At 73.2% G+C, this 26418-nt stretch carries 17 protein-coding genes; 12 read left to right on the top strand and 5 right to left on the bottom strand.

Annotated features, from left to right (window positions below):
- Positions 1–100: 100 nt before the first annotated feature.
- From ACI783_RS16960 to glgX, 3 genes are all read right to left on the bottom strand, one after another.
- A complete protein-coding gene (locus tag ACI783_RS16960; RefSeq protein WP_457141530.1) occupies positions 101–673 on the bottom strand; it encodes a LysM peptidoglycan-binding domain-containing protein in 573 nt (190 codons plus the stop codon).
- 449 nt (positions 674–1122) lie between these two features.
- A complete protein-coding gene (treY, locus tag ACI783_RS16965) occupies positions 1123–3462 on the bottom strand; it encodes a malto-oligosyltrehalose synthase (protein WP_457141531.1) in 2340 nt (779 codons plus the stop codon).
- On the bottom strand, positions 3459–5570 hold the full coding sequence (gene glgX / locus ACI783_RS16970; RefSeq protein WP_457141532.1) for a glycogen debranching protein GlgX: 2112 nt from the start codon (positions 5568–5570) through the stop codon (positions 3459–3461). The genes treY and glgX overlap by 4 nt, the downstream gene beginning before the upstream one ends.
- Before the next feature lie 285 nt (positions 5571–5855).
- On the opposite strand from glgX, the gene uvrB reads away from it, so the two are divergent.
- The 3 genes from uvrB (at position 5856) to ACI783_RS16985 (ending at position 10661) form a co-directional block, all read left to right on the top strand.
- Positions 5856–7973 carry an excinuclease ABC subunit UvrB gene (gene uvrB / locus ACI783_RS16975; protein WP_457141533.1) on the top strand — a complete coding sequence of 706 codons (2118 nt, stop codon included), beginning with the start codon at positions 5856–5858 and terminating at the stop codon, positions 7971–7973.
- Positions 7974–8331: 358 nt separating this feature from the next.
- On the top strand, positions 8332–9462 hold the full coding sequence (locus tag ACI783_RS16980) for a TerC family protein (protein WP_457141534.1): 1131 nt from the start codon (positions 8332–8334) through the stop codon (positions 9460–9462).
- A gap of 107 nt (positions 9463–9569) precedes the next feature.
- On the top strand, positions 9570–10661 hold the full coding sequence (locus tag ACI783_RS16985; RefSeq protein WP_457141535.1) for a TerC family protein: 1092 nt from the start codon (positions 9570–9572) through the stop codon (positions 10659–10661).
- A 6-nt stretch (positions 10662–10667) separates the two neighbouring features.
- On the opposite strand, the gene ACI783_RS16990 is transcribed toward ACI783_RS16985, so the two are convergent.
- Positions 10668–11912, bottom strand: a complete 1245-nt coding sequence (locus tag ACI783_RS16990) for an amidohydrolase family protein (protein ID WP_457141536.1) — start codon at positions 11910–11912, stop codon at positions 10668–10670.
- Between the two features lie 76 nt (positions 11913–11988).
- On the opposite strand from ACI783_RS16990, the gene ACI783_RS16995 reads away from it, so the two are divergent.
- From ACI783_RS16995 to ACI783_RS17005, 3 genes are read left to right on the top strand one after another with little or no spacing between them, the layout of a single operon-like run.
- On the top strand, positions 11989–14076 hold the full coding sequence (locus tag ACI783_RS16995; RefSeq protein WP_457141537.1) for a prolyl oligopeptidase family serine peptidase: 2088 nt from the start codon (positions 11989–11991) through the stop codon (positions 14074–14076).
- A complete protein-coding gene (locus tag ACI783_RS17000; RefSeq protein WP_457141538.1) occupies positions 14073–15080 on the top strand; it encodes a DUF2891 family protein in 1008 nt (335 codons plus the stop codon). The genes ACI783_RS16995 and ACI783_RS17000 overlap by 4 nt, the downstream gene beginning before the upstream one ends.
- Positions 15081–15105: 25 nt before the next feature.
- Positions 15106–15672 (top strand): hypothetical protein, encoded by a 567-nt coding sequence (locus tag ACI783_RS17005; RefSeq protein WP_457141539.1) that lies wholly within the window; start codon positions 15106–15108, stop codon positions 15670–15672.
- Positions 15673–15718: 46 nt separating this feature from the next.
- On the opposite strand, the gene ACI783_RS17010 is transcribed toward ACI783_RS17005, so the two are convergent.
- Entirely contained in the window at positions 15719–16396 is a 678-nt protein-coding gene (locus ACI783_RS17010; RefSeq protein WP_457141540.1) for an MBL fold metallo-hydrolase, read from the bottom strand.
- A gap of 48 nt (positions 16397–16444) precedes the next feature.
- Here ACI783_RS17010 and ACI783_RS17015 point away from each other — a divergent pair, with 48 nt between their 5' ends.
- The 6 genes from ACI783_RS17015 (at position 16445) to whiA (ending at position 26290) form a co-directional block, all read left to right on the top strand.
- On the top strand, positions 16445–17890 hold the full coding sequence (locus ACI783_RS17015) for an amidase (RefSeq protein WP_457141541.1): 1446 nt from the start codon (positions 16445–16447) through the stop codon (positions 17888–17890).
- A 101-nt stretch (positions 17891–17991) separates the two neighbouring features.
- A complete protein-coding gene (gene uvrA, locus ACI783_RS17020; RefSeq protein WP_457141542.1) occupies positions 17992–20883 on the top strand; it encodes an excinuclease ABC subunit UvrA in 2892 nt (963 codons plus the stop codon).
- Positions 20884–21213: 330 nt separating this feature from the next.
- Positions 21214–23280: an excinuclease ABC subunit UvrC gene (gene uvrC / locus ACI783_RS17025; RefSeq protein ID WP_457141543.1), complete on the top strand. Its 2067-nt coding sequence runs from the start codon at positions 21214–21216 to the stop codon at positions 23278–23280.
- The gene (gene rapZ / locus ACI783_RS17030; protein ID WP_457141544.1) at positions 23277–24215 is read left to right on the top strand and encodes an RNase adapter RapZ; all 939 of its coding nucleotides are present in this window, start codon (positions 23277–23279) and stop codon (positions 24213–24215) included. Before uvrC ends, rapZ begins: the two co-directional genes overlap by 4 nt.
- Positions 24215–25177 (top strand): gluconeogenesis factor YvcK family protein, encoded by a 963-nt coding sequence (locus ACI783_RS17035; protein WP_457085363.1) that lies wholly within the window; start codon positions 24215–24217, stop codon positions 25175–25177. The genes rapZ and ACI783_RS17035 overlap by 1 nt, the downstream gene beginning before the upstream one ends.
- 138 nt (positions 25178–25315) lie before the next feature.
- Positions 25316–26290, top strand: coding sequence for a DNA-binding protein WhiA (gene whiA / locus ACI783_RS17040; protein WP_457085364.1), 975 nt, complete (start codon positions 25316–25318; stop codon positions 26288–26290).
- Positions 26291–26418 lie beyond the last annotated feature (128 nt).

Genomic DNA, 26418 nt, shown 5'->3' on the forward strand with positions numbered 1-26418 from the left:
CACACCCACCCCCCCCCCCCCCCCCCCCCCCCCCCCCCCCCCCCCCCCCCCGCCCCCCCCCCCCCCCCCCCCCCCCCCCCCCCCCCCCCCCCCCGGCCGATCAGACGGACAGGACCTGGCCGACGTGGATCACGTGCGGGTTGCTCACGACGTCGCGGTTCTGCTCGAACAGCTGCTGCCAGCTGGTGCCGTGCGCGGCCGCGATCTTGCCGAGCGTGTCGCCCGGCGCGACCGTGTACGTCGCCCCCGCCGGGGCCGGGGCCGGGGCCGGTGCGGGAGCGGGAGCGGGAGCCGGAGCCGGAGCGGCGGCGACGGGCGTCGTCCCCTCCGTCAGGTACTGCCCGCAGACCGGCCACGCGCCAACGCCCTGGCCGTCGAGCACCCGCTCGGCGACGGCGATCTGCTGCGCCGGGGACGCCAGGTCGGCGCGGGGCGCGAACTCCAGGCCGCCGTAGCCCTCCCAGGTGGGCTGGAAGAACTGCAGGCCGCCGTAGTAGCCGTTGCCGGTGTTGATGCTCCAGTCGCCGCCGGACTCGCACTCGGCGACACCGCTCCAGTCGTGCTGCGGCGCGGCGGACGCCGGGGTGGCGAAGGCGCCGACCGCCAGGGCGGCAGCACCGGTGGTGAGGGCGCCGCGGCGGATCAGTCGGCGGGTACGGGTGGACTCGGGCATGGGGATCCTCCGATCGCCGCCTGCGAGGTGAGCTGTCGGGTTCGGGCGATCGGTGCCCGGCCGCGCGCACGCGCCGGCGCCCCGGCTCGGGAGCCGGGCGCCGGACGTGCGGAACGGCTTCACCCCGAGGCGCGCGCACGGTCGTGCGGTCGCGCCGGAGATGGGTCCCCCGCCCCCGTCCTGGGGTTCGGTTGAGGTCACCGGCGGACGGGGCTGGGCGGTCCGGTGCCGTGCCCGGCCGGGAACGCCCGGGCACCCGACCGACGCTAGGTGCCTGTCGGCTGTCCCGCAGGCTCATCGGCGACAGGCCCGGGCCTGCTCACCGCCCGTCGACGACCGTGTACGGACGGTCGGGATCCGAGACGCCTGAGTCCGCGCCAGCCCGGCGCCCCCGCCCCGTGCCGGGGCCCGCCGCGAGTTCGCGAGCGGTGGGGGCGAGGGGGCCGGCGTCAGTCGCGGACCAGCAGGGCCACCGGCAGCCGGGAGAGCAGCTGCTCGACCCGGACGCCGCCGGCGTCGGAGACCACGCGGGCGCCGGTGAACAGGTCGCGCCACGCACCGGTGGGCAGCGCCAGCCCGGTGTCGCCCCAGCCGGACTCGGCCAGGCGCACCGGCCGGCGGGTCGTTACGGTCACCGCACCACCGCGGTCGAAGGCGACGGCGTGGTCGGCCGCGGCCCCGGTCACCTGCACCGGGGTGTACCCGGCGAAGGCGTCCGGGTGCTCCCGCCGGTGGCGCAGGGTGCGGGAGACGACCAGAAGCTTCGCGGCGCCCTCCTCGTCGACCGGTGGCACCCACCCCTCGTCGAGCCGGGCCAGCAGCCGGCGACGCAGGCCGTAGTCGACCGGACGGCGGTTGTCCGGGTCGACCAGGGAGAAGTCCCAGAGCTCGGTGCCCTGGTAGACGTCCGGGACGCCGGGGATGGTCAGCTGCAGCAGCTTCTGCGACAGCGAGTTCGACCAGCCGAACGGCGCGATCCGCGCGACGAACGCCTCGATCTCGGCGTGCGTGGTCGGGTCGTCGTAGGCCGCGTCGACCAGCGCGTGCAACTGGTCCTCGAACTCCTGCACCGGGTTGGTCCAGGTGGTCGAGGTGCCGGCCTCGCGCGCCGCCTTCTCCACGTAGCCGTGCGCCCGCTCGCGGGACAGCGGCCAGGCGCCGACCAGGTTCTGCCACACCAGGTGCGCCAGCGACCGGTCGGCCAGCGGGTGCCGGCCCAGCCAGCCGCGCACCAGGCCGGCCCACTCGGTCGGGATCTCGGCCAGCACCGCCAGCCGGGCGCGGACGTCCTCGCTGCGCTTGGTGTCGTGCGTGGACAGCGTGGTCATCGACGCCGGCTTGACCTGCTGCCGGTGCTGCTGCGCCGCGTGGAACTCCGCGACCGAGCTGCCGAACCGCGCCGGGTCGCCACCCACCTCGTTGAGCGCCACGAACCGCGCCCACCGGTAGTAGGCGCTGTCCTCCACGCCCTTGGCCATGACCGGACCGGTGGTCTGCTCGAAGCGGGTGGCCAGCTCGGTGCCGGCCGACCCGAGCAGCGGGTGCAGTGCGTCGACGGCGGCGGCCAGGTCGGGCCGCCGCAGCTTGACCGCGGCGACCGTCTCGTCCAGGTGCTCCCGGCCGTCGGGCAGGTAGCTGCGGTACACCGGGAAGGAGGCCAGCAGCTCGGCCAGCCCTTCGGTCACCTGCTCGCGCGGCATGCCCGGCAGGTCGCCGACGATCCGCTGGAGCCGGGCCACCTCCGAGCCGAGCATCCCGTCGGTGACCTCGCGCTTGCAGTCGTGCACGAGCTGCGCGTAGTCGACCCGGTGCCCGGCCAGCTCGGTGTCCAGCGCGGTGAACGCCGGCTCGCCGGCCGGGTCGACCAGCACCCCGTCCACCTCGGTGAGCGCGTCGTAGCCCGTCGTCCCGGCCGTCTTCCAGCTGCCCGGCAGCTCCTCACCGGGTTCGAGGATCTTCTCCACCACGGTCCACCGCTCGCCGGTCGCCGCGGCCAGGGAGTCCAGGTAGCCCTTGGGGTCGGCGAGGCCGTCGGGGTGGTCGATCCGCAGCGCGTCGACCGATCCCTGCTCGACCAGCTCCACGATCAGCGCGTGGGTGGCCCGGAAGACCTCCGGGTCCTCCACCCGCAGCCCGGCGAGGGTGTTGATCGCGAAGAACCGCCGGTAGTTGAGCTGGTCGTCGGCGCGGCGCCAGTCGACCAGCTCGTAGTGCTGCCGGTCGTGCACCGCGACCGGGTCGTCCCCGGCCCGACCCGTGCCCGGCGCCACCGGGAAGCGGTTGTCGTAGTAGTGGAGCTCCAGTTCGCCGTCGACCTCCACCAGTTGCAGCTGCGTCACGTCGTCCGCACTGCCCAGCACCGGGATGCGCACCCGCCCGCCGCCGAAGTCCCAGTCGACGTCGAAGGCGTCGGCGTGCGCGGACCCTCGACCGTGCTTCAGCAGGTCCCACCACCACCCGGACTCGTGCGCGTCGGAGACGCCCATGTGGTTGGGCACGAGGTCCAGCACCAGCCCGAGGCCGTGCTCGTGCAGGCGGGCCACGAACCGGTCCAGGCCCTCGCGGCCGCCCCGCGGCTCGTCGACGTGCGCGTGGTCGGTGGTGTCGTAGCCGTGCGTGCTGCCCGCCGCCGACCGCAGCAGCGGGGACGAGTAGGCGTGGCTCACCCCGAGGTCGGCCAGGTAGCCGGCCACCGACGCCGCGTCGTCCAGCGTGAAGTCGGCGGTCACCTGCAGCCGGTAGGTGCTCGAGGGCACGTCCCGGCGCTCGCCGGTGGACGGCGTCGTCACGACGCGGCCGCCTGCAGCACGACCGTCGACCGAGGACGCAGGGTGACCTTCCCGCCGGCCTTCACCGCGACCGGCTCGACCTCGCCCAGCTCGGCGGTGTCGACGACGAGCGTCCACTCCTCCGCGTAGTCGACGCCGGGCAGGGTGAAGTCGATCGCCTCGTGCGAGGCGTTGAACGCCAGGTAGAAGTGGTCGTCGCTGACGTACTCGCCGCGGTCGTCCATCTCCCGGATGCCGTGGCCGTTGAGGTACATCGCCAGCGACTTGGCGGAGCCGTCGGACCAGTCGGCGTCGTCCATCGGCTCGCCGTCGGCCCCCAGCCAGGCGATGTCCTGCTGCGGGTCGGTCTCCTCCCACGGCACCGGGCGCCCGTGGAAGAACCGCCGACGGCGGAACGTGGGGTGGTCGGTGCGCAGCCGGGTGACCAGCTTGGTGAACTCCAGCAGCCCCTCGTCGACGTTCTCCCAGTCGATCCAGGTCAGCTCGGAGTCCTGGCAGTAGCCGTTGTTGTTGCCGCGCTGGGTGCGACCCAGCTCGTCGCCGTGCAGCAGCATCGGCACGCCCTGGCTGAGCATGAGCGTGGCGATGAAGTTGCGGCGCTGGCGGGCCCGCAGCTCGAGCACCTCGGGGTCCTTCGTCGGGCCCTCGACGCCGCAGTTCCAGCTGCGGTTGTGGCTCTCGCCGTCGTTGTTGCCCTCGCCGTTGGCCTCGTTGTGCTTCTCGTTGTACGAGACCAGGTCGTTCAGGGTGAACCCGTCGTGGGCGGTGACGAAGTTGATGCTCGCCACCGGCCGGCGGCCGGCGTGCTGGTAGAGGTCGGCCGAGCCGGAGATGCGGCTGGCGAACTCGCCGAGGGTGCCCTCCTCGCCGCGCCAGTAGTCACGGACGCTGTCGCGGTACTTGCCGTTCCACTCGGTCCACAGCGCCGGGAAGTTGCCGACCTGGTAGCCGCCGTCCCCGACGTCCCAGGGCTCGGCGATCAGCTTCACCTGGCTGACGATCGGGTCCTGGTGCACCAGGTCGAAGAAGGCGGACAGCCGGTCGACCTCGTGGAACTGGCGGGCCAGGGTGGAGGCCAGGTCGAAGCGGAAGCCGTCGACGTGCATCTCGGTGACCCAGTAGCGCAGCGAGTCCATGATCAGCTGCAGCGACTGCGGGTCGCGGACGTTGAGCGAGTTCCCGGTGCCGGTGGTGTCCATGTAGTACTGCTCGTCGCCCTCGACCAGCCGGTAGTAGGCCCGGTTGTCGATGCCCTTGAACGACAGCGTCGGGCCCAGGTGGTTGCCCTCGGCGGTGTGGTTGTAGACCACGTCGAGGATGACCTCGATGCCCGCCTCGTGCAGCGCGCGGACCATGCCCTTGAACTCCTGCACCTGCTGCCCGTCGGTCGACTGGGCGTACTCGTTGTGCGGGGCGAAGAAGCCGATCGTGTTGTAGCCCCAGTAGTTGCGCAGGCCCTTCTGCAACAGGGTGTCGTCCTGCACGAACTGGTGCACCGGCATCAGCTCGATGGCGGTGACCCCGAGGTCGGTCAGGTGCTCGATGACCGCCGGGTGGGCGATGCCGGCGTAGGTGCCGCGCAGCTCCTCCGGCACCCGCGGGTGGGTCATCGTCAGCCCCTTGACGTGGGCCTCGTAGATGACGGTCTTCTGGTACGGGGTCTTCGGCGGCCGGTCGGTGCCCCAGTCGAAGAACGGGCTGACGACGACGGACTTCGGCATGTGCGCCGCGGAATCCTCGTCGTTCCGCTCACCGGACTCGAAGTGGTAGCCGAAGACCGACTCGTCCCAGTCGATCTGCCCGTCGATCGCCTTGGCGTAGGGGTCGAGCAGCAGCTTGTTCGGGTTGCAGCGCAGGCCCTGCGCCGGGTCGTTGGGGCCGTACACCCGGTAGCCGTAGCGCTGCCCGGGCTGGATCCCCGGGAGGAAGGCGTGCCAGACGAACGCGTCGCGCTCGGGGAGCCGGACGCGCTCCTCGTTGCCCTGGTCGTCGAACAGGCAGAGCTCGACCTTCTCGGCGACCTCGCTGTAGAGGGCGAAGTTCGTGCCGGTGCCGTCGTACGTCGCACCGAGCGGGTAGTCGGAACCGGGCCACACCTGGGTGGTCATGGGAGAGCTCGTCCTCCTGGCTGAGGCCCCCCGGGACGGGGGCTGGCGTCACACCCCTGGTCCGTGACCGAGCCGGGGGTTCGCCGTCGGATGCCCGGAAAGGACCCCGATCACACCTGTCGCCTCCACCACTGTGCGGGTGGGCGGGACACGTCGTCGCGGTGTTCCGGGCAGGTCGCCCCGCAGTGTGCCAACTCCGGCCCCGGATGACGATCATGGTCGGGCTGCCGGCCCGGACGGTCGCCGCGGATCGTTCTGTCGCACCCCCGTCGTACCGTCGACGCCGTGCGCACATCCACCGAGCTGCGGCCCACCCAGGGCCGGTTCCGGGTCGTCAGCGAGTTCGAGCCCTCGGGCGACCAGCCGGCGGCGATCAAGGCCCTCGCCGAGCGGGTGAACGCGGGGGAGACGGACACGGTCCTGCTCGGCGCCACCGGCACCGGCAAGTCGGCCACCACGGCCTGGCTGATCGAGCAGGTGCAGCGCCCCACGCTGGTGATGGCGCCCAACAAGACCCTCGCGGCGCAGCTGGCCAACGAGTTCCGCGAGTTGCTGCCCGACGCCGCGGTGGAGTACTTCGTCTCGTACTACGACTACTACCAGCCCGAGGCGTACGTCCCGCAGACCGACACCTACATCGAGAAGGACTCCTCGATCAACGAGGAGGTGGAGCGGCTGCGCCACTCGGCGACGAACAGCCTGCTCACCCGGCGCGACGTCATCGTCGTCTCCACCGTCTCCTGCATCTACGGCCTCGGGACGCCGGAGGAGTACGTCGACCGGGCGCTGAAGATCAAGGTCGGGGAGGACCGCGACCGCGACGAGCTGCTGCGCACGCTGGTCACCGAGCAGTACACGCGCAACGACCTGGCCTTCACCCGGGGCACGTTCCGGGTGCGCGGCGACACGATCGAGGTCTTCCCGGTCTACGAGGAGCTGGCGGTCCGGATCGAGATGTTCGGCGACGAGGTCGAGCGGCTCTACTACCTGCACCCGCTCACCGGCGAGGTCGTCCGCGAGGTCGAGGAGCTGTTCGTCTTCCCGGCCACCCACTACGTCGCCGGCCCGGAGCGGATGGAGCGGGCGATCGCCACGATCGAGGCCGAGCTGGAGCAGCGGCTGGCCGAGCTCGACCGGCAGGGGAAGCTGCTGGAGTCCCAGCGGCTGCGCATGCGCACCACCTACGACATCGAGATGATGCGCCAGGTCGGCTTCTGCTCCGGCATCGAGAACTACTCGCGGCACATCGACGGGCGCGCTCCCGGCAGCGCCGGCGCCTGCCTCATCGACTACTTCCCCGACGACTTCCTGCTGGTCATCGACGAGTCGCACGTGACGGTGCCGCAGATCGGCGGCATGTACGAGGGCGACATGAGCCGCAAGCGCACGCTGGTCGAGCACGGCTTCCGGCTGCCCTCGGCGATGGACAACCGGCCGTTGAAGTGGGAGGAGTTCACCGACCGCATCCACCAGACCGTCTACCTCTCCGCGACGCCGGGGAACTACGAGCTGGGCCGGGTGCAGGGCGACGTCGTCGAGCAGGTCATCCGGCCGACCGGCCTGGTCGACCCGGAGGTCGTGGTCAAGCCGACCAAGGGCCAGATCGACGACCTGGTGCACGAGATCCGGGTCAGGGTCGAGCGGGACGAACGCATCCTCGTCACCACGCTGACCAAGAAGATGTCCGAGGACCTCACCGACTACCTGCTCGAGCTGGGCATCAAGGTGCGGTACCTGCACTCCGAGGTCGACACCCTGCGCCGCGTCGAGCTGCTGCGCGAGCTGCGGCAGGGGGAGTACGACGTGCTGGTCGGCATCAACCTGCTGCGCGAGGGGCTCGACCTGCCCGAGGTGTCCCTGGTGGCGATCCTCGACGCCGACAAGGAGGGCTTCCTCCGGTCCGGCACCTCGCTGATCCAGACGATCGGCCGGGCGGCGCGCAACGTCTCCGGGCAGGTCCACATGTACGCCGACAAGATCACCCCGTCGATGGCGCAGGCGATCGACGAGACCAACCGGCGCCGCGAGAAGCAGATCGCCTACAACACCGAGCACGGCATCGACCCGCAGCCGCTGCGCAAGAAGATCGTCGACATCCTCGACGGCATCTACCAGGCCGCCGAGGACACGGAGAGCGCCACCGAGCTGATCGGCGGCTCGGGGCGGCAGCAGTCCCGCGGCAAGGCCCCCGTGCCCGGGCTCTCGTCGAAGAGCAAGGGCAAGCCCGGCTCGATCGACGTGCAGGGGCTGCCGCGCAACGAGCTCGCCGACATGATCACGCAGATGAACGACCAGATGCTCGCCGCCGCCCGGGAGCTCCAGTTCGAGGTCGCCGCGCGGCTGCGCGACGAGCTGACCGAGCTGAAGAAGGAACTGCGCCAGCTCGACGCCGCACACGCCTGAAGAAGGACCCCCTCGCCCCCCGAGAAGGGCCTCGTCCCCCTCATCCCTCGCAAGCTCGGGCGAGCCTCCGGACGAGGCCGTCCGAGGCTCGCGGCGGGCCCCTGCGAGGAGGCCGGGTGGGGCGGGAACTCCCCGGGCGGTTCGCGCGTTGGGCGGCAGCGGACCCCCACTGCGGGCGCTCGAGTAGCGGCGCGGCTGCTGCCGGTGGTGACATGGTCCGACGTGGAGGGGAGTATCCCTGCGCGGCAGTGGTCGTCAGCACGGGTCGCCCCGACCCCGGCCCTGTCGGTCGGCCCGGGTCCGGGACGGCGGGAGAGACCTCCGGTACTGACAGCTGCCAGTGAACCGGAGGAATCCGTTGGACGTCCCACTCTGGGTCTGGGCGATCACCGTCGCCGCCATCATCGGGATGCTGGTGTTCGACTTCGTCGGACACGTCCGCACCCCGCACGCCCCCACGCTGAAGGAGTCGGCCACCTGGTCGGCGGTCTACGTCGGCATCGCGCTGGTCTTCGGACTGCTGGTGCTCTGGTTCGCCGGCGGCACGTACGGCGGTGAGTACTTCGCCGGCTGGGTCACCGAGAAGAGCCTCTCGGTCGACAACCTCTTCGTCTTCGTGCTGATCATGGCCAGCTTCGCCGTGCCCCGGGAGCTGCAGCAGAAGGTGCTGCTCTTCGGCATCGCCTTCGCGCTCGTGCTGCGAACGCTGTTCATCTTCGTCGGCGCCGCCGCCATCGAGAACTTCAGCTTCGTCTTCTACATCTTCGGCGGCTTCCTCATCTGGACGGCGATCGCGCAGGCGCGCAGCGGCGGGCACGACGAGGACGAGGAGTTCAAGGAGAACGCCGTCCTGCGGCTGACCCGCAAGGTGCTGCCGACGACGCAGGAGTACCACTCCGACCGGCTCACCGCGAAGATCGACGGCAAGCGCCACATCACCCCGCTGGCCATCGCGCTGATCGCCATCGGCAGCGCCGACATCCTCTTCGCCGTCGACTCGATCCCGGCCATCTTCGGCCTCACCCAGGAGACCTACCTGGTCTTCACCGCCAACGCCTTCGCCCTGCTCGGCCTGCGGCAGCTGTTCTTCCTGCTCGACGGCCTGCTCGACAAGCTGGTGTACCTCGCCTACGGCCTGGCGGTCATCCTCGGGTTCATCGGCGTCAAGCTGGTCATCCACGCGCTGCACGAGAACGAGCTGCCGTTCATCAACGGTGGTGAGCACGTCACCGCGATCCCGGAGATCCCGACCTGGCTGTCGCTGGTCGTCATCCTGGTCACCCTGGTGGTGACCACCGTGGCCAGCCTGCGCAAGAACAAGAAGGACGAGGCCCGGCGGGCCCAGCGCACCGGCGCGGGCGACCCCGGCGCCGACCGGACCGGGCGGAACATCGGTGCCCCGGGCGACCCCGAGCGTGCCTCCGAAGACGGCCTGCCGGAGCCCCGGCAGGCGGCGGTCACCAAGTCCGACCGACCCGACCGGAGCTGAACGACCCGCCCGCCGGTGTCCCTGGGGCACCGGCGGGCGGGCGCACCACGAACCCCCGCCACGTCCTGGCAGGTGGTTGGTGCAACTGACTTGTAGAGTGCCGGTACGTGGAGCTCCCCGTCTGGTTCGAGATCTCGACGTTCGTGGGGCTCACCGTCCTGCTGCTCGCCGACCTCGCGATCGTCGCCCGTCGTCCGCACGAGCCCTCCGTGAAGGAGGCGACCGCCTGGGTCACCTTCTACGTGGGGTTGGCGCTGCTGTTCGGGCTGCTGCTGCTCGCCGTCACCGACGGGGCGTTCGCCACCGAGTTCTACGCGGGCTGGCTGACCGAGTACTCGCTCTCGGTCGACAACCTCTTCGTCTTCGTGATCATCATGGCCCGCTTCCAGGTGCCCCGGAAGCTGCAGCAAGAGGTCCTGATGGTCGGGATCATCATCGCGCTGGTGCTGCGCGGGATCTTCATCCTGGCCGGTGCCGCCCTGATCGAGCAGTTCATCTGGGTCTTCTACCTCTTCGGCGCCTTCCTGGTCTGGACCGCCGTCAACCTGGTCCGGCACCGCGACGAGGACGAGGACTACGAGGAGAACGCGCTCATCCGCCGCATGCGGCGGGTGCTCCCGATGACCGCCGAGTACCACGGCAGCAAGGTCCGGGTCGAGCGCGACGGCACGAAGCTCTGGACCCCGATGATCGTGGTGTTCCTGGCGCTGGGCACCACCGACCTGCTGTTCGCGCTGGACAGCATCCCGGCGATCTTCGGCCTCACCCGGGAGGCGTTCATCGTCTTCACCGCGAACGTCTTCGCGTTGATGGGGCTGCGCCAGCTGTACTTCCTGCTCGGCGGCCTGCTCAAGCGCCTGGTCTACCTGTCCCTCGGGCTGGCGGTCATCCTGGCCTTCATCGGGGTGAAGCTGGTCCTCGAGGCGCTGCACGAGAACCAGTACCCGTTCGCCGGGGAACGCGCCCCGCTGGAGGCGGTGCCCACCGTGCCCACCTGGCTGTCACTCGCGGTGATCCTCGTCGTCCTCGTGGTGGCGACCGTGGCCAGCCTGCTGAAGACCCGCGGCGAGGAGGCCCCGTCGGGGCCGGCCGCCGTGACCGGCGAGCCGCCCGTGGAGACCGACGAGACCGGTCGCACCGTGCCCGACACCTCGGTGACCGGCCGCGCCGAGGTGGTCGAGGAGCCCCGGGGCAGCTGAGCCGGGTCAGCGGGGCGGCATCGTCCCGGGCTCCACGACGGCGCCACCGGCCGCGACCAGCTCGCCGTCCCGCCACACCTCGCGGACCCGGCCGGCCAGCCCGGTCAGGTCCCGGGCGTCGCCGTCCAGCACGACGACGTCGGCCCGCTTGCCCGGCTCCAGGCTGCCGAGGGAGTCGGCGACGCCGAGCAGCCGCGCCGCGGACAGCGTGGTGGCGTGCCAGGCCTGCTCCGGGGTCATGCCGCAGCCGGCCATCAGTCCGAGTTCGCTGAGGTTGTCCCCGTGCGGGCCCACGCCGCTGTCGGTGCCCATGGCGATCCGCACCCCGGCGTCGGCGGCCCGGGACACCGCCTCGTCGTGCACCGCCTGCACGGCGCGCGCCTTCGCCACCACCGCGTCGGGGAGCGCCGCACCGGCGTCGGCAGCGGTGAGCACCGCCCGGGGCGCGGCGAGGGTGGGCACCAGCCAGGTGCCGTGCTCGAGCATCAGCTCGATCGCCTCGTCGTCGAGGTAGATGCCGTGCTCGATGGAGCGGATGCCCGCCCGGACGGCGGCCTTGATCCCCTCCGCGCCCTGCGCGTGCGCCATCACCGCGACGCCGGCGGCCTCGGCCTCCTCGACCAGCACGGCCAGCTCGGCGGGGCGGAAGTGCGGGTGGCGCGGGTCGTCCCGGGCGGAGAGCACGCCACCGCTGGTGGCGACCTTGAGGACGTCGGCGCCGGCGCGCAGCAGCTCGCGCACGGTGCGGCGCATCTCGTCCGGTCCGTCGACGATCGTCCGCGGGCGGCCCGGGTGCGGCCCGAGCAGCGGCAGCTCGGCCCCGCAGACGTGCCAGCCGTCGCCGTGGCCGCCGGTCTGGGACAGCATGCTGATCGCGATCTGCAGCCGCGGCCCGGCGGTGAGCCCGCGCCGGACCGCCTCGGCCACGCCCAGGTCGGCGCCCCCGGCGTCGCGCACCGAGGTGATGCCCTGCGCGAGGGTGCGCCGCAGGTTCTGCGCGGCCTCGAAGAAGCCGTAGCTGAACGGCGTCTGCAGGTGCCGCAGCGTGTCGACGCCGCTGAGCATCACGTGCACGTGGCAGTCGAACAGGCCGGGCAGCACCGTGGCGCCCGTGCAGTCGACGACCTCGTCGCCGTCCAGGCCCGTACCGACCTCCACGATCCGGCCGTCCTGCACCGCGACGTCGGCGGGCGCGGCCGGGCTGCCCGTGCCGTCGAGGACCTGACCGCCGGAGAACACGCGTCGCGTCATGCGGGCACCCTAGGTCCTCACCCGTTAGCGGTGCTCACCATCTGACCCGCGCGGGGCCTGGGCTAGCGTCGCGGACATGCGGCCGACCGACCTCTCCCTGCTGCGCGTCCCCGGTGTGCCCGCGGTCTCCCCCGACGGGCGGACCGCGGTCGTCGCGGTGACCCGGCTGGACCTGGACGCCGACGAGTACCGCAGCCAGCTGTGGACCGTGCCCACCGACGGGTCGGCTCCGGCTCGCCCGCTCACCGCCGGGCACCGCGACTCCGCCCCCGCGTTCTCCCCGGACGGCCACTGGCTCGCCTACCTGGCCGCCGAGCCGAAGGGCGCGCCACAGCTGCACGTGCTGCCGGTCGCGGGCGGCGCCCCCCGCCGGCTCACCGACCACCACCTGGGCGCCGGCGCCCCGGCCTGGTCGCCGGACTCGCGGCGGCTGGCGTACACGGCCCGGGTGCCCGAGGCCGGCCGGTACGGCACCGACGAGGACGTCGCCCCGGCGGCGGAGGCGCCGCGCCTGATCACCACCCTGAAGTACCGCAGCGACGACGTCGGCTTCACCACCGACCGGCGCCGCCACGTGTTCGTCGTCGACCTGCCCGGCGACGCCGACGACACCGCCGTCCCGCTGCCGGAGCCGGTTCAGGTCACCGGCGGCGACCACGACGACGCCGACGTCGCCTGGAGCCCGGACGGCGCGCTGCTCGCCTTCGTCTCCGCCCGCCACGAGCGGGCCGACGCCGACCTGGTCAGCGACGTCTTCGTGGTGCGCCCCGACGGGTCCGGGCTGCGCCGGGTCACGCAGAGCCGCTCGGCCTGCGCCCACCCTGCCTGGGACCCGGCGGGGGAGACCCTCTGGTTCGCCGCCCAGCCCGACCTGGGCGACACCGGCCGGGACTTCGTGGGCCGCAACACCACGCTGTGCCGGGTGCCCGCCGGCGGCGGCCCGGTCACGCCGGTGCTCGACCCGGAGACCACCGACCGGGGCGACGAGACCCCGGCGACCGTCGTGACGCCCGACGGCGTGCTGTTCGGCGTGCAGCGCCGCGGCGCGGTCGAGCTGCTGCGGGTGCCGCTGGCCGGCGGGGAGCCCGAGGCGCTGATCGACGGCCCGTACACGGTGCGGGGGACCGGGGCCGGTGGGGGCGTCGTCGTCGCCACCGTCGCGCACGACCGGTCGGCCGGCGAGCTGATCGCGATCACCCCCGGACGACGCCGGCTGCTCACCGGGTTCGGCGCCCCCCTGCAGGAGACCGGCCGGCTGCACCGGATGCGCGAGCGGACCGCCACCGCCCCCGACGGCTACCCGGTGCACGGCTGGCTGACCACCCCGCCCGGGCCCGGGCCGCACCCGGTGCTGCTCACCGTGCACGGCGGGCCGTTCAGCCAGTACGGCTGGACCCTGTTCGACGAGACCCAGGCCTACGTCGAGGCCGGCTACGCGGTGCTCATGTGCAACCCGCGCGGGTCCTCCGGCTACGGGCAGGAGCACGGCCGGGTGATCAAGGAGCACATGGGGGAGCTCGACGCCGACGACGTGCTGGCCTTCCTCGACGACGCGCTCACCGACCCGCAGCTGGACGCCTCCCGGGTGGGGCTGATGGGCGGCTCCTACGGCGGCTACATGACCACCCTGCTGCTGGGCCGCACCGACCGGTTCGTCGCCGGGATCAGCGAGCGGGCGTTCAACGACCCGGTCAGCTTCGTCGGGTCGTCGGACATCGGCTGGTTCTTCCCCGACGAGTACCTGGGCACCGACCCCGAGCGGGTCGCCGCCCAGTCGGCGCTCGCGCACGCGCACCGGATCACCACGCCGACGTTCGTCATCCACTCCGAGGAGGACTGGCGCTGCCCGCTGGAGCAGGGCACCCGGCTGTACGTGGAGCTCAAGCGCCGCGGCGTGCCCACCGAGCTGCTGCTGTTCCCCGGCGAGGGCCACGAGCTGTCCCGCTCCGGCCGGCCCAAGCACCGGCTGGCCCGGCTGGAGCACGTGCTGCGCTGGTGGGCCCGCTGGCTGCCCACGCCGCAGAACCGGGCCGGGGTCGCCGAGCTCCCGGCCGGTGCGGGGCAGGCAGCTGCGGTGGGGGAGGAGCCGGTGATCGCCTCCGTGGACGGCGAGGCGGGCGGGCGGCGCGACGACACGCTCAGCGTCCCGGCCACCCGGCTGTGACGCCGGAGCTGCGCGCCGCGGCCCCGGAGCTGGCCGCCACCGCGCTACGGACGGTCCAGGAGGAGTTCCCCAACGGGTTGTACGTGCACTACCGCGCGGCGGGGGACGCGCCGGTACGCCCGCGTGACCGGCACCCCGCGTTCTACGGCAGCTACGACTGGCACTCCGCGGTGGAGATGCACTGGGTGCTGCTCCGGCTGCTGCGGGTCGCCGGTGACCGGGTGCCGGCCGCGGAGGTCCGGGCGGTGCTCGACGCGCACTGGACGCCGGAGGCGATCGCGGCGGAGGTCGCGCACGCGGTGGCGCACCCCGGGTGGGAACGGCCCTACGGCTGGGCCTGGGCACTCACGCTGGTGGAGGAGGCGGCGTCCTGGGCGGCGGAGGCCGACGCCCCGGACGACGCGCGGCGGTGGGCCGCCACCCTGCAGCCGCTGGCCGACCACTTCCTCGGCGCCTACGCGCGCTGGTTGCCCGCGGCGACCTACCCGGTGCGCACCGGGCTGCACCCCAACAGCGCCTTCGGCCTGCTGATGGCCCTGCCGGCCACCCGGCGGGCGGGTGCCGACGGGATGCTCGTCGATGCCGCCCGGCGGTGGTTCGGTGCGGACGCCGACGCGCCGGTGCGCTGGGAGCCTTCCGGCTCGGACTTCCTCTCGCCGTCCCTGGTCGAGGCGGTGCTCATGTCCGTCGTCGTGCCGGACTTCCCGGCCTGGCTGTCGGCCTTCCTGCCCGGCCTCGCCGACGGGCCGCTGTTCGGCCCCGCCGTGGTCGGCGACGCGAGCGACGGGCAGACCGCGCACCTGCACGGGCTGAACCTGAGCCGGGCGTGGTGCCTGGGCCGGCTCGCCGGTGCCCTGCCGTCCTCGGACCGCCGCGTCGCCACCCTGCGGGCATCCGCCGAGGAGCACGCCGCGGCGGCGCTGCCGCACGTGAGCGGCAGCGACTACATGGTCGAGCACTGGCTCGCCGCCTACGCCCTGCTGTACCTCGACCCCGGGTGCTGAGTGGCGCTGCCACCCGGCACGGCCCATGATCACCGACGTGTCGGACTGGCTGGGGAACTGGCTACGGGCGATGTCCCGCCGACGTCGGCGGTGGGTGGTCGCCGGCATCCTGCTGGCGACCTACGGTGCGGTGTACCTGGCGCTGGTCGGCGCGTTCACGCTCGTCAACGGCGGCCAGGTCGACTGGGGAGGCCCTCTCGGTGGGACCGTCGGCGGCGCGGCCGGGGCCTCGGTCGTCCTCTGGTGGCAGAGCCGGCGGATGGGCGGGCTGGACCGGCTTGGCCAACTGCAACGGGCGGCCAAGCAGGGCCGGCTGCCGGACGACGCCGACCCCGCGGTCTGGCGACCCTTGCTCACCCGCGAGCTGCGGAGCATGCGGCGGGCGCGCAGGTGGGTTCTCGCCAGCTTCCTCGCACTGTCCCTGGTCCTGCTCGCCGTGCTGCTCGTCGACGGCGCCGTCCGGACCAGCTACCTGGCGGCGGGCGTCCTGGTGATCGGGGCCGTCGTGCTCCTCCTCGGGTGGCTGTCCCGGCGTGAGCAGCGCAAGCTCGAGCGCCTGCTCGACCAGCTCCCGGAGCCGGTGGCGTCCTGACCGGCTGGCCCGCGCGGGCACCAGCCCCGGACGGACCTGCTCCAGGTCACCAGCCTCGTTCGCGCCACTCAGCGAGGTGTGGGCGCTCGGCGCCGAGCGTTGTGTCGGCCCCGTGGCCGGGGTAGACCCAGGTGTCATCGGGCAGGACGCCGAACAGCCGCGCCTCGACGTCGTCGAGGAGGCTGGTGAACCGGGCGGCGTCGGACTGGGTGTTGCCGACCCCGCCGGGGAAGAGGCTGTCGCCGGTGAAGAGGTGGGTGCCGGCGCCCTCGGGCCCCCGCCAGACCAGCGCGATGCTGCCCGGGGTGTGGCCCCGCAGGTGCACGACGTCGAGCACCTGGTCGCCCACGGTGACCGTGTCGCCGTGCTCGACCGGGTGGGTGACCGGCACCGGCAGGTCGGCGGCGTCGGCCGGGTGCGCGACGGTCTCCGCGCCGGTGGCCTGGACCACCTCCGGGAGCGCGCGGTGGTGGTCCCAGTGGCCGTGGGTGGTGACCACGGTGCGGAGGTCGGCGGCGTCGATCAGCTCCAGCAGCGCCTCCGGCTCGGCCGCCGCGTCGATCAGCAGCGCCTGACCCGTGCCCGGGCCGGTGCCGCTGTCGGTGAGCAGGTAGGCGTTGTTCGCCATCTCGCTGACCGCGAGCTTGCGGATGGTCAGCCCGGGCAGCTCGCGGACGTCGGCCGGCCCGCCGACCCGCACGTCACCGGTGTAGCTGTCGTTCATCCCGCTCCGATCTGAGGACTGTCGGGGGCCACGGTTAGGTTCGATCGCATGGACGCTAGTGCAGGTGCCGCGCCCGCAGACCCCGCGTCGGGATCCGGGGCGGGGGCGGGCACCCTCGTGGGCCTCCCCGCCACCGAGCTGGCCGCCCGGGTCCGGTCCGGCGAGCTGACCGCGGTCGAGGTGGTCCGGGCGCACCTGGCGCACCTGGCCGACGTCGAGCCGCGGGTCGGCGCCTTCCGGGTGGTGCGCACCGAGGCGGCGCTGGCCGAGGCCGCGGCGGTCGACGCCTCGCCCGACCGCGCACGGCTGCCGCTGGCCGGTGTCCCGGTCGCGGTGAAGGACAACGTGGCCGTCGCGGGGGAGGTGCTCACCGAGGGGTCCGCGGCGCACACGCCGTCGCCGGCCGCCACCGACGACCCGGTCGTCGCGCGGCTGCGCGCCGCCGGCGCCGTGGTCGTCGGGATCACCCGGGTACCTGAGCTCTGCGTCTACTCGGCCACCGACGGCCCGGGCACCGTCAGCCGCAACCCCTGGGACACCGCGCGGTCGGCCGCCGGCTCCTCCGGCGGCAGCGCCGCGGCCGTCGCGGCGGCCGCGGTGCCGCTGGCCCACGGGAACGACGGCATGGGGTCGCTCCGACTCCCGGCGGCGGCCTGCGGGCTGGTCACGCTGAAGCCGGGCACGGGGGTCGTCCCGGGCGCGGTCGGGGCGAACAGCTGGTACGGCATGGCCGAGCACGGGGTGCTCGCCACCACGGTCGCCGACCTCGCCGCCGGCATCGCCGTGCTGTCCGGCGCACCCCTGGCCGAGCCGTCGCCGCCGTCCGTGCCGCTGCGGATCGCGGTCTCCACCCGGTCCCCGGTTCCCGGGGTGCGCCTCGACGCCGCGGGGCGGGCAGCGCTGGACGCCGTCGCCGCCGAGCTGCGGGCCGCCGGGCACACGGTCGTCCGCCGCGAGCCACCGATCACCCCGGCCGCCGCGGCGGCGGTCGTCGCCCGCTGGCTGGCCGGCCCGGTCACCGACGCCGACGCCCTGGGGGTCGACCGGCGCGCACTCGAACCCCGGCACCGCGTGCACACCCGACTGGGCCGGTTCGTGCAGCGCGCCCACCTGCTCCGGCCCGGAGCGCTCGCGGCCTTCCGGGCCCGGATGGCCGACTTCTTCACCGACGTCGACGTGCTGCTCACGCCGGTGGTCAGCGGCCCGCCGCTGCCCGCCCGCCCCTGGCACGAGCGTGGCTTCCTGGCCAACATCACCGCCAACGCCCGCTGGGCGCCGTGGACCTCCGCCTGGAACGGGGCCGGCCTGCCGGCCCTCGTGCTGCCCGCCGGCCCGGGCCGGTCCGGGCTGCCCACGTCGGTGCAGCTCGTCGGCCCGGCGGGTGGCGAGACCCGACTACTGTGGCTCGCCGGAGAGCTGGAACGCCGGCTGCCCTGGTGCCGGCACGCGCCCGTCTTCGACCCCCGCGCCCGGCCCGCCGTCGCCACCGGCTGACCGGTCCGGCCGGGAGACCCAGCCGACACCGCGGAGGGGAAGCCCGCCCGCCGGACCCGGCGTTCCACCCAGCAAGAACCACTGCGACCGACAGGGATCACATGGACCGGCTCGTCGTCCGCGGCGCCCGTGAGCACAACCTCAAGGACGTCAACCTCGACCTGCCCCGCGACGCGATGATCGTGTTCACGGGGCTCTCCGGCTCGGGCAAGTCCAGCCTGGCCTTCGACACGATCTTCGCCGAGGGCCAGCGCCGGTACGTCGAGTCGCTGTCGGCCTACGCTCGCCAGTTCCTCGGGCAGATGGACAAGCCCGACGTCGACTTCATCGAGGGGCTCTCCCCGGCGGTGTCGATCGACCAGAAGTCGACCAACCGCAACCCCCGGTCGACCGTCGGCACGATCACCGAGGTCTACGACTACCTGCGCCTGCTCTACGCCCGCGCGGGCCAGCCGCACTGCCCCAACTGCGGCAAGCCGATCAGCCGGCAGACGCCGCAGCAGATCGTCGACCAGGTGCTGGCGATGACGGAGGGCACCCGGTTCCAGGTGCTCGCCCCGGTCGTCCGCGCCCGCAAGGGCGAGTACGTCGACCTGTTCAGCTCGCTGCAGACCCAGGGCTTCTCCCGGGTCCGCGTCGACGGCACCGTGCACCCGCTGACCGAGCCGCCCACGCTCAAGAAGCAGGAGAAGCACACCATCGAGGTGATCGTCGACCGGCTCACCGTCAAGGAGAACGCCAAGCGGCGGCTCACCGACTCGGTCGAGACGGCCCTCGGCCTGGCCGGCGGACTGGTCGTGCTGGACTTCGTCGACCTCCCCGAGGACGACCCGGCCCGCGAGCGGACCTTCTCCGAGCACCTGGCCTGCATCGACGACGGGCTGTCCTTCGAGGCGCTCGAGCCCCGGTCCTTCTCCTTCAACTCGCCCTTCGGCGCGTGCCCCGAGTGCACCGGCATCGGCACCCGCAAGGAGGTCGACCCCGACCTCGTGGTGCCCGACCCGACCAAGAGCCTCGAGGAGGGCGCCATCGCGCCGTGGGCCGGCTCGATGAGCAAGGAGTACTTCCAGCGGCTGCTCTCCGGGCTGGCCGACATGCTCGGCTTCTCGATGACGACGCCGTGGGAGCGGCTGCCGGCCAAGGTGCAGAAGGCGGTGCTGCACGGGTCCCCGGACCAGGTGCACGTCCGCTACAAGAACCGCTACGGCCGCGAGCGCAGCTACTACGCCGCCTTCGAGGGCGTGCTGCCCTTCCTCGAGCGCCGGCACGAGGACACCGACAGCGAGTTCATGAAGGACAAGTACGAGGGCTACATGCGGGACGTCCCGTGCCCCGTCTGCCACGGCACCCGGCTCAAGCCGGAGATCCTCGCGGTCAAGCTCAACAGCCGGTCGATCGCCGAGGTCACCGGGCTGTCCATCGGCGAGGCCTCGGAGTGGCTCGGTGCGCTGGAGCTGGGCGAGCGGGAGAAGGTGATCGCCGACCGCGTGCTGCGCGAGATCCAGGCCCGGCTGTCCTTCCTGGTCGACGTCGGGCTCGACTACCTGTCCCTGGACCGCCCGGCGGCCACCCTGGCCGGCGGCGAGGCGCAGCGGATCCGGCTGGCCACCCAGATCGGCTCCGGGCTGGTCGGCGTGCTCTACGTCCTCGACGAGCCCTCCATCGGGCTGCACCAGCGCGACAACATCCGGCTCATCGAGACCCTCGTCCGGCTGCGCGACATGGGCAACACGCTCATCGTCGTCGAGCACGACGAGGACACGATCAAGCAGGCCGACTGGGTGGTCGACATCGGCCCCGGCGCCGGTGAGCACGGCGGCGAGGTGGTCGTCAGCGGCACCGTGCAGGACCTGCTGGAGAGCGAGCGCTCGCTGACGGGTCAGTACCTGTCCGGGCGCAAGGAGATCACCATCCCGGCCGTCCGCCGGCAGCCGCAGCCCGGCCGCGAGCTGGTGGTCAAGGGCGCGCGGGAGAACACCCTGCGCGGCATCGACGTCGCCTTCCCGCTGGGCTGCCTCGTCGCCGTCACCGGGGTCTCCGGCTCGGGCAAGTCCAGCCTGGTCAACGACATCCTCTACACCACGCTGGCCAACGAGCTGAACCGCGCGCGGCTGGTGCCCGGCCGGCACCGCACCATCACCGGCCTGGACCAGCTGGACAAGGTCGTCGGCGTCGACCAGTCACCCATCGGCCGCACGCCGCGGTCGAATCCGGCCACCTACACCGGCGTCTGGGACCACATCCGCAAGCTGTTCGCCAGCACGTCGGAGGCGAAGATCCGCGGCTACCAGCCGGGCCGCTTCTCCTTCAACGTCAAGGGCGGCCGCTGTGAGGCCTGCTCCGGCGACGGCACGCTGAAGATCGAGATGAACTTCCTGCCCGACGTCTACGTGCCCTGCGAGGTCTGCAAGGGCGCCCGGTTCAACCGGGAGACCCTGGAGGTGCACTACAAGGGCAAGACGGTCGCCGAGGTCCTCGACATGCCGATCTCGGAGGCTGCCGAGTTCTTCGAGGCGATCCCCGCGATCGCCCGGTACATGCGCACCCTCACCGACGTCGGACTCGGCTACATCCGGCTCGGCCAGCCGGCCACCACTCTCTCCGGCGGTGAGGCGCAGCGGGTCAAGCTCGCCAGCGAGCTGCAGAAGAGGTCCAACGGCCGCACCATCTACGTCCTCGACGAGCCGACCACCGGCCTGCACTTCGAGGACATCCGCAAGCTGCTCCTGGTGCTCCAGGGTTTGGTCGACAAGGGCAACTCGGTCATCGTCATCGAGCACAACCTCGACGTGATCAAGAGCGCCGACTGGCTCATCGACATGGGCCCGGAGGGTGGCTTCCGCGGTGGCTCCGTCGTCGCCGAGGGCCCGCCGGAGTTCGTCGCCACCGTGCCGGAGAGCCACACCGGCCGGTTCCTCGCCGACATCCTCGACCCGGCGGCGATCGCCGCGGCGGCCCAGCCGAAGAAGCGGGTCCGCAAGAAGGCCAGCTGACCCTCTCCGGGCGACGGCCCGACCGAGCCCCGCGCGCCCACCGGCGCGCGGGGCTCGGCCGTTCCCGCAGGCCGTTCCCGCAGGCCGTTCCCGCAGGCCGTCGCCGGCCCGACCATGCCGCCGGGTCCGGGCCCGAGCGGACTCCCGCGGAGCTCGTGCTCTGCTCACCTCGGGTGAGCAGAGCACAAGCTCCGCCAGGGATGGGCGCGGCGCTCGCCGCTGTGCCCGTCGGCGGGGGATGGCGAGCGGTTGCGAGGGCCGAGGCGAGAGCGTTCCCGCAGGTCGTCGACGGGGCGCCGGAGTGTCGGCGTGCCGACATAACCTGGGGGCATGCCCGACCCGTCCACGTACCGACCGGCGGTCGGCAGCATCCCGGAGGACCCGGGGGTCTACAAGTTCCGCGACCCGGCCGGCCGGGTCATCTACGTCGGCAAGGCCAAGAGCCTCCGGCAGCGGCTGAACAGCTACTTCGCCGACGTCTGGGGTCTGCACCCGCGCACCCGGCAGATGGTCACCACCGCCGCCAGCGTGGAGTGGACCGTCGTCGGCACCGAGGTCGAGGCGCTCCAGCTCGAGTACAACTGGATCAAGGAGTTCGACCCGCGGTTCAACGTCCGGTACCGCGACGACAAGAGCTACCCGAGCCTCGCGGTCACCCTGAACGAGGAGTACCCGCGGCTGCAGGTCATGCGGGGCCCCAAGCGCAAGGGCGTGCGCTACTTCGGCCCGTACGCGCACGCCTGGGCGATCCGCGAGACGCTGGACACGCTGACCCGGGTCTTCCCAGCCCGCACCTGCTCCACCGGGGTCTTCAAGCGGGCCGGCCAGATCGGCCGGCCCTGCCTGCTCGGCTACATCGGCAAGTGCGCCGCGCCGTGCGTCGGGCGGGTCACCCCCGAGGAGCACCGCGAGATCGTCGACGACTTCTGCGACTTCATGGGCGGGCGCACCGACCAGATCATCCGCCGGCTCGAGCGGGAGATGGCCGAGGCCGCCGAGCAGATGGAGTACGAGAAGGCCGCCCGGCTGCGCGACGACCTCGGGGCCCTCCGACGGGCGCTGGAGAAGCAGGCCGTCGTCCTCGGCGACGGCACCGACGCCGACGTCGTCGCGTTCGCCCAGGACGAGCTGGAGGCCGCCGTCCAGGTCTTCCACGTCCGCGGCGGGCGGGTCCGAGGTCAGCGCGGCTGGATCATCGACAAGGTCGAGGACGTCAGCACCGGGCAGCTGGTCGAGCAGTTCCTGCTGCAGGTCTACGGGGGCGTCGACGAGCAGACCGGCCTCGGTGAGGCTGGTGACTCGGTTCCCCGCGAGGTGCTCGTGCCCGAGCTGCCCGACGATGCCGAGGTGTACGCCGAGCTGCTGAGCGAGCTGCGCGGCTCCCGGGTCTCCCTGCGCGTGCCCCAGCGCGGCGACAAGCGCAGCCTGATGGAGACCGTCGAGCGCAACGCCAAGGAGTCGTTCGCCCGGCACCGGGTCAAGCGGGCCAGCGACCTCACCGCCCGGTCCCTGGCGCTCTCGGAGATCCAGGAGGCGCTCGACCTGCCCGACGCCCCGCTGCGGATCGAGTGCATCGACATCTCGCACGTCCAGGGCACCAACGTGGTGGCGAGCATGGTCGTGTTCGAGGACGGGCTGGCGAAGAAGTCCGACTACCGGCGCTTCTCCGTCGCCCAGGGCACCGACGACACCGCCGCGATGGCCGAGGTCGTCCGGCGCCGGTTCGCCCGGCACCTCAAGGACGAGGCCGACCGCCGCGACGAGCAGGGCGTCGCGGCGGAGGAGGGCCGGCCGCGGAGGTTCGCCTACCCGCCGAACCTGCTGGTCGTCGACGGAGGTGCCCCGCAGGTGGCCGCGGCCAGCCGCTCGCTCGCCGAGCTGGGCATCGTCGACGTCGCGGTGTGCGGCCTGGCGAAGCGGATGGAGGAGGTCTGGCTGCCGGACGACCCCGATCCGGTCATCCTGCCGCGCACCTCCGAGGCCCTCTACCTCCTCCAGCGGGTGCGCGACGAGGCCCACCGGTTCGCGATCACCTACCACCGGCAGCGACGATCGACGACGATGCTGGTCTCCCTCCTCGACGACGTGCCGGGGCTGGGCGAGACCCGGCGGAAGGCTCTGATGAAGCAGTTCGGATCGCTCAAGCGGCTACGGGCCGCCACCGTCGAGGAGCTCACCGCAGTGCCGGGCATCGGCCGGCGCACCGCGGAGGCGGTCCTCGCGGCGGTCACCGAGCCGACGGCGACGGCGGCGGCGGCCACCGCGGACCCCGAGCCCGAGGTCGAGCCGGCGCCCGCCCCCGGTGCCGACGCCGGCGAGATGGCGGAGGTGGGTCGGGTCCGGCCGGCCGCCGGCGCAGAGCTCGCGACCGGGGCCGGTACCGGGGCGGGGGCATGAGCGTGGCCGACCACAGCGCCCCCGCCGGGCCGCAGACCGACGTCCCGCCGTCCGCCGACGGCGCCAGCACCGAGGTGGCACCGCTGGACGTCGTCGTCGTGACCGGGCTGTCCGGGGCGGGGAAGAACAGCGCCGGGCGGGTGCTGGAGGACCTCGGCTTCTTCGTCGTCGACAACCTGCCGCCGGCCCTGCTCAAGCCGATGGTGGAGCTCGGCGCAAGGGGTGACCTGCGCCGGTTCGCCGCCGTCGTCGACGTGCGCAGCCGGGCGTTCTCCAGCGACCTCGAGGAGTCGATCCGGCTGCTGTCCGACGCGGGCCACCGCCCGCGGGTCGTGTACGTGCACGCCCGCGACGAGGTGCTGATCAGGCGCTACGAGTCGGTGCGCCGTGAGCACCCGCTGCAGGGCAGCGGCCGGCTCATCGACGGCATCGAGGCCGAGCGCGAGCTGCTCACCGGCATCGCCGGGGAGGCCGACCTGTGGGTCGACACCAGCGACCTGAACGTGCACCAGCTGCGCGACACCCTGGAGGCGGCGTTCGTCGCGGACGGCGCCCCGCCGCAGGTGGTGGCCACCGTGCTCAGCTTCGGGTTCAAGTACGGCCTGCCGCTGGACGCCGACCTCGTCGTGGACGCGCGGTTCCTGCCGAACCCGCACTGGGTGCCCGAGCTGCGACCGCGGACCGGGCAGGACGCCGAGGTCCGCGACTACGTGCTCACGCAGGACCACGCGCCGGAGTTCATCGACGGCTACATGCGGGTGCTCGACCTGCTGCTCCCCGGGTACCGGCGCGAGGGCAAGCGCTACCTGACCCTCGCGGTCGGCTGCACCGGCGGCAAGCACCGCAGCGTCGCGATCGCCGAGGAGTTCGCCCGCCGGCTGAACGCCCTGGGGGTGCCGGCCAGCGCTCGGCACCGCGACCTGGGGCGCGAGTAGTGGTCGCGCCCGGAGGCGCGCCGCTGCGCGTCGTCGCGCTCGGCGGCGGCCACGGTCTCGCCGCGTCGCTGGCGGCCTGGCGGCGGCTGACCACGGACCTGACGGCGGTGGTCACCGTCGCCGACGACGGCGGCTCCTCGGGCCGGATCCGCCGGGAGATGCCGGTCCTGCCCCCCGGTGACCTGCGGATGGCGCTGGCGGCGCTCGCCGGCGACGGGGGGAGCGCCCCGCAGGTGGCCGAACTGCTGCAGCACCGCCTCGGCGGCAGCGGGGTGCTCGCCGGCCACCCGGTGGGCAACCTGATGCTCACCGGGCTCACCGAGATGTACGGCGGCGACAGCGTGCGCGCCCTGGGAGTGCTGGAGGAGCTGCTGGGTGCCCGGGGCCGGGTGCTCCCGATGGCCGGGGTCCCGCTGGACCTGGTGGCCACCGTGGTGAGCACCGACCCCGACGACCCGCAGGAGACCCGGCGCATCCGCGGCCAGGTCGCCATCGCCTCCACCCCGGGGCGGGTCCGGGACATCCGGGTGTCGCCGGCCGACCCGCCGGTTCCCGAGCCGGTGCTGGCGGCGATCGCGCGCGCCGACGTGGTGTGCCTGGGGCCCGGCTCCTGGTACACCTCCGTGCTGCCGCACCTGCTCGTGCCACGCCTGCGGGCGGCGCTCGCGGCGAGCCCCGCGCGGGTCGTCGTCGTGCTGAACCTGGAGCCGCAGCCGGGCGAGACCGACGGCTTCTCGCCCCAGGAGCACCTCGCCGTGCTGCAGGCACATCTGGGAGGCGTGTCGTTGCACACGGTGATCGCGGATGCCGCTGCAGTTGTTGACCGGCGTGGTCTCCTGTCTGCTGTGCAGGGATGCGGTGCAGAACTGGTGCTGGCGCCGGTCGCTGCGTCCGACGGAACACCACAGCACGACCCCGCGCGGCTCGCCGCCGCACTGGCCTCCGTGGTCGGTGCCCGGTGATCGGGCGTCGGGGAGTCGGGTACCGGGGCACCGGTGGCCGACCGGCACACCTGGGGGAGAGGGAACACCGCTGATGGCGATGACGGGATGCTCGAGGACCGGTCGCTCCGTGCGGGCACGGGGGTGGACGACGTGGCGATGACCGCGATGGTGAAGGACGAGCTCTCCCGCGTGGAGTGCACCAGGACGTCCGAGCGCAAGGCCGAGGTGACGGCGCTGCTGCGCTTCTCCGGCGGCCTGCACATCGTGGGCGGCCGGGTGGTGATCGAGGCGGAGCTGGACACCGGGTCGGTGGCCCGGCGGCTGCGCCGGGACATCAGCGAGGTCTACGGCTACACCAGCGGGGTGAGCGTGCTCGCCGGCGGCAACATCCGCCGCGGCGTGCGCTACCTGGTGCGGATCGCCAAGCACGGTGAGGGCCTGGCCCGGCAGACCGGCCTGGTCGACCAGCGGGGCCGGCCGGTCCGGGGCCTGCCGCCGTCGGTCGTCTCCGGTGGGATCGGCGACGCGGAGGCGGCCTGGCGCGGGGCCTTCCTGGCGCACGGCTCGCTGACCGAGCCGGGGCGCTCGTCGTCCCTGGAGGTCACCTGCCCCGGCCCGGAGGCCGCCATGGCCCTGGTCGGCGCGGCCCGCCGGCTCGGGATCGCCGCCAAGGCCCGCGAGGTCCGCGGCACCGACCGGGTCGTCGTCCGTGACGGGGACGCCATCGGTGCGCTGCTGACCCGGATGGGCGCGCACGACGCAGTGCTCGCCTGGGAGGAGCGGCGGATGCGCCGCGAGGTCCGGGCCACCGCCAACCGGCTGGCCAACTTCGACGACGCCAACCTGCGCCGCTCCGCGCGCGCAGCGGTCGCCGCCAGCGCCCGGGTCGAGCGGGCGCTGGAGATCCTCGGGCAGGACGCACCCGAGCACCTGCTGGTCGCCGGGCGGCTGCGCCTGGAGTTCGGTCAGGCCTCGCTGGAGGAGCTCGGCCAGCGCGCGGATCCGCCGATGACGAAGGACGCCGTGGCCGGACGCATACGGCGTCTCCTGGCGATGGCCGACAAGCGCGCCAAGGACCTCGGCATCCCGGACACCGAGTCCGTGGTCACCGACGACATGCTGGCCCAGTAGCGGAAGGACCGCCTCCCTCTCACCCCTCGCAGGCTCGGGGCGAGCCTCCGGACGTGGCCGAGGCGGGGCCGTTCCAGTCCGTCACTAGACGTTCGCGACGTCTTCCTGACCTGGTCGGGAAGACGTCG

The sequence above is a fragment of the Modestobacter sp. SYSU DS0511 genome (genome assembly GCF_054050755.1).

Coding starts and splice junctions, on each gene's coding strand:
- ACI783_RS16960 (WP_457141530.1), bottom strand. CDS start 673: ATGCCCGAGTCCACCCGTACCCGCCGACTGATCCGCCGCGGCGCCCTC.
- glgX (WP_457141532.1), bottom strand. CDS start 5,570: ATGACCACCCAGGTGTGGCCCGGTTCCGACTACCCGCTCGGTGCGACG.
- ACI783_RS16990 (WP_457141536.1), bottom strand. CDS start 11,912: ATGACGCGACGCGTGTTCTCCGGCGGTCAGGTCCTCGACGGCACGGGC.
- ACI783_RS16995 (WP_457141537.1), top strand. CDS start 11,989: ATGCGGCCGACCGACCTCTCCCTGCTGCGCGTCCCCGGTGTGCCCGCG.
- ACI783_RS17005 (WP_457141539.1), top strand. CDS start 15,106: ATGATCACCGACGTGTCGGACTGGCTGGGGAACTGGCTACGGGCGATG.
- ACI783_RS17010 (WP_457141540.1), bottom strand. CDS start 16,396: ATGAACGACAGCTACACCGGTGACGTGCGGGTCGGCGGGCCGGCCGAC.
- ACI783_RS17015 (WP_457141541.1), top strand. CDS start 16,445: ATGGACGCTAGTGCAGGTGCCGCGCCCGCAGACCCCGCGTCGGGATCC.
- uvrA (WP_457141542.1), top strand. CDS start 17,992: ATGGACCGGCTCGTCGTCCGCGGCGCCCGTGAGCACAACCTCAAGGAC.
- uvrC (WP_457141543.1), top strand. CDS start 21,214: ATGCCCGACCCGTCCACGTACCGACCGGCGGTCGGCAGCATCCCGGAG.
- rapZ (WP_457141544.1), top strand. CDS start 23,277: ATGAGCGTGGCCGACCACAGCGCCCCCGCCGGGCCGCAGACCGACGTC.
- whiA (WP_457085364.1), top strand. CDS start 25,316: ATGACCGCGATGGTGAAGGACGAGCTCTCCCGCGTGGAGTGCACCAGG.